Below are 3,445 nucleotides of genomic sequence, written 5' to 3' on the forward strand. Positions count from 1 at the left end.
AAAAAAAGAGTGTGGTGGCGATAGCAAGAAGGATACACCTGTTCCCATGTCGAACACAGAAGTTAAGCTTCTTAGCGCCAAGAGTAGTTGGGGGTCGCCCCCTGCGAGGGTAGGACGTTGCCATGCTAAATAATAAATTTAAAAATGTGCTAATCGAATTGATTAACACATTTTTATGTATATGACCCGTTGGTCAAGTGGTTAAGACACCGCCCTTTCACGGCGGTAACATGGGTTCAAATCCCGTACGGGTCATTTTCGCCGGCTTAGCTCAGTTGGTAGAGCATCGGTATCGTAAACCGAGGGTCACAGGTTCGACTCCTGCAGCCGGCATTTTTAATGGTTGCAATGATTTTGGTTTGTTCAGTAGTAAAGAGTGTGGTGGCGATAGCAAGAAGGATACACCTGTTCCCATGTCGAACACAGAAGTTAAGCTTTTTAGCGCCAAGAGTAGTTGGGGGTCGCCCCCTGCGAGGGTAGGACGTTGCCATGCGAAATAAAAGAATAAATCAGAAGATTTTTACGACCGTTGTTAAGGAAGGAGATTTGTCATTTGACAGATCTCTTTTTTTGATAAATTTATTTAAATTAATATTAAAATGATAAAACAAGTAGTAATTGATTAGATGAAAGTAAAAATTTGATTTGACTGTTGATATATTAACATTGTATAATGTGTAATGCATTAAAAATACATATATTAGATTTATATCGGAGGAAGTCCATGCAGAATAAAAATACAGATACGGCCTTTTTTGGTCATCCTAGAGGCTTATCAACGCTGTTCTTTACAGAAATGTGGGAACGATTTAGTTATTACGGAATGCGAGCAATTCTTTTATACTACATGATTTCAAAAGTGGATGGGCTTGGTTATAATCAAGCAACGGCTATGTCAATTATGTCAATTTATGGATCATTAATTTATTTATCTGGTGTTATTGGTGGATTTGTTAGTGACCGTCTTTGGGGTAGCAGGAAAACGGTGTTCTTTGGTGGAATACTTATAATGTTAGGACATATTGTTCTTGCAACACCATTTAAATCAGTTGCTTTATTTATTTCTATTGCATTAATTGTATTGGGAACTGGTTTGTTAAAACCAAATGTTTCTGAAATGGTTGGTGGCTTATACAGTAGTAAAGATCCAAGACGTGATTCTGGATTTAGTATCTTTGTTTCTGGGATTAATATTGGTGCTTTGATTGCGCCGTTACTTGTTGGATGGGTTGGTCAGGAATACAATTATCATGTTGGATTCTCACTGGCAGCAATCGGTATGTTCTTCGGGTTGGTTCAATACTATTTTGACGGTAGAAAATACTTAACAAAAGATAGCTTGTACCCTAATGATCCAATTCAACCTAATGAATTGTCATCTGTTGTAAAAAAGTCTTCACTTGGAGTTATTGCTTTAGCTTTAATTTTAGTTATTATGTTCTTGTTTAAGGCATTGAATATTACGAATGTTATTCTTTTAATTACCATTCTTGCAGTTATTATTCCTGTTTACTACTTTACAATGATGCTTGTAAGTAAGAAAACAACAAAAATTGAACGATCAAGATTAACAGCTTATATTCCATTATTTATTGCTAGTATTTTATTCTGGTCAATTGAAGAACAAGGCTCAGTTGTTTTAGCAATGTTTGCATCAACTAGAACTCGATTAAGTGCTTTTGGATTTACTTTCCCAGCTAGTTTCTTCCAAAGTATGAATCCATTGTTTATTTTAATTTATGTTCCAATATTTGCTTGGTTGTGGGTTAAATTAGGTTCAAAGCAACCTAGTTCTCCAGCTAAATTTTCAATAGGGTTAGTATTTGCTGGTGCTTCATTCCTTTGGATGATGTTACCTGGGATTCTTTTCGGTACAGATACTAAAGTTGGCCCATTGTGGCTAGTTGTTAGTTGGATGATGGTTATGCTTGGTGAAGTTTTGGTTTCTCCAGTCGGATTATCTATCACGACTAAACTTGCACCGAAGAGTTTTCAATCTCAAATGATGAGTGTTTGGTTCTTGAGTGACGCTGTTGCTCAGGCTTTAAATTCACAAATTGTTCGCTTATACACACCTGGTACTGAATCAATGTACTTTGCAGTAGTTGGTGGAATTACCGTTGCCTTTGGTATTATGTTGAGTTTTTTTATTCCAAAAATTCACAAGTTAATGGAAGGCGTCAATTAAATAGATTTTTAATGAAAGATATGTTAATTTTAATTAACGTATCTTTTTTTTGGAGGAAAATATGACAATTGTTGCAACTAGTAGTGATAATCATTTTGATATTAATAAAGTGAATGTAGATGAAGTTATTGATCAGCAAGCAAAATATTTGTTAGCAATGCATGTTGACTATTATCTTATTGCAGGTGACTTATTTAATGATTTTAATGAAACAGTTAAATATGTGGCCGGATTAAAAAAGAAGTTGAGTAATCAAATTATTGTATTATTTATTGCTGGTAATCATGATATGGTTAAAAATGTAACATTTGATGAATTAGAGAGTCTATCCAATGATTCTTATCTTCATAATCGATATATTGATGTTCCTGGCACTGTATGGCGAATCATTGGAAATAATGGGTGGTATGATTATAGTTACTCAAAACAGCTAAAACGGTCTAATGAGGAAATGTTGCGTTGGAAAAATAATTATTGGATTGATCGTAAAATTAATCAACCTATGTTAGATGTTGATAGATTTAAATTAAGTTTAGCGCAAACTGATAAATTGTTAAGCGATGCAAAGCAACTCAATAAAAAAATTTTATTTATGACGCATTTTGTTCCCAGTAAAACATATATCAAAATTAATGATGATAATCGTTTTTGGAACGTCGTTAATGGAATGTTGGGAAGTCAAAAAATGGGAGACTTATTAGAACACTATCAAGTTGAAAAAGTTTTGTTTGGACATTTACACATTAAGCATGACCCTATTCAAATAAAAAAAACGATGTATTACACGAAACCAGTGGGATATGGGCGAAAAAAATATAATGAATGGACTAAAAATACGTTCATGGAAGAATGGAAATTTGCCTTACAAAAAATTAATTTAAAATAATTGAAAAAAAAGCTTGATATTTATTGTATTTTTTTGTATGATAATTAAGTCGGATAAAGCTGATATGGAAGAGTAGCGAAGAGGCTAAACGCGGCGGACTGTAAATCCGCTCCTTCGGGTTCGGTGGTTCGAATCCACTCTCTTCCACCATTTTATAATATTGGGTTATAGCCAAGCGGTAAGGCAACAGGTTTTGATCCTGTCATGCGATGGTTCGAATCCATCTAACCCAACTAGCTAAAAAAGGGTCTACAATATCTGTTGTTGGTAATAGAAATTAATTCTATTACTAATAACAGTTTTTTTGTATAATGACAAAAAAAGACCCAAAAGCCATAAGACTTTTGGGTACGGTTTATCCAAATCCATTA

The 3,445-nt window shown here is 34.2% G+C and carries 2 protein-coding genes, 4 tRNA genes and 2 rRNA genes; all 8 read left to right on the plus strand.

Annotation, left to right across the window (positions count from 1 at the left end; translation table 11 throughout):
• Positions 1 to 10: 10 nt before the first annotated feature.
• The 8 genes from rrf (ACVQ8P_RS00045) to ACVQ8P_RS00080 all read left to right on the plus strand — a co-directional run bounded on the left by rrf (ACVQ8P_RS00045) (position 11) and on the right by ACVQ8P_RS00080 (position 3,307).
• Positions 11 to 126 (plus strand): 5S ribosomal RNA (rrf, locus tag ACVQ8P_RS00045).
• 57 nt (positions 127 to 183) lie between these two features.
• Positions 184 to 255: transfer RNA gene (locus ACVQ8P_RS00050), tRNA-Glu, on the plus strand.
• Between the two features lie 5 nt (positions 256 to 260).
• Positions 261 to 333: transfer RNA gene (locus tag ACVQ8P_RS00055), tRNA-Thr, on the plus strand.
• Between the two features lie 44 nt (positions 334 to 377).
• Positions 378 to 493 (plus strand): 5S ribosomal RNA (gene rrf / locus ACVQ8P_RS00060).
• Between the two features lie 231 nt (positions 494 to 724).
• On the plus strand, positions 725 to 2,188 hold the full coding sequence (locus tag ACVQ8P_RS00065) for a peptide MFS transporter (protein ID WP_462296825.1): 1,464 nt from the start codon (positions 725 to 727) through the stop codon (positions 2,186 to 2,188).
• Between the two features lie 61 nt (positions 2,189 to 2,249).
• Positions 2,250 to 3,074 (plus strand): metallophosphoesterase, encoded by an 825-nt coding sequence (locus tag ACVQ8P_RS00070; RefSeq protein ID WP_462296826.1) that lies wholly within the window; start codon positions 2,250 to 2,252, stop codon positions 3,072 to 3,074.
• Positions 3,075 to 3,140: 66 nt separating this feature from the next.
• A tRNA-Tyr gene (locus ACVQ8P_RS00075) sits at positions 3,141 to 3,224 on the plus strand.
• Positions 3,225 to 3,235: 11 nt separating this feature from the next.
• Positions 3,236 to 3,307 (plus strand) — tRNA-Gln (locus tag ACVQ8P_RS00080).
• Positions 3,308 to 3,445 lie beyond the last annotated feature (138 nt).

Source organism: Dellaglioa sp. BT-FLS60, from assembly GCF_054941065.1.

What these genes read in the sequence shown, in the direction of transcription:
- ACVQ8P_RS00065 (WP_462296825.1), top strand. Translation starts at nt 725, where the DNA reads ATGCAGAATAAAAATACAGATACGGCCTTTTTTGGTCATCCTAGAGGC.
- ACVQ8P_RS00070 (WP_462296826.1), top strand. Translation starts at nt 2,250, where the DNA reads ATGACAATTGTTGCAACTAGTAGTGATAATCATTTTGATATTAATAAA.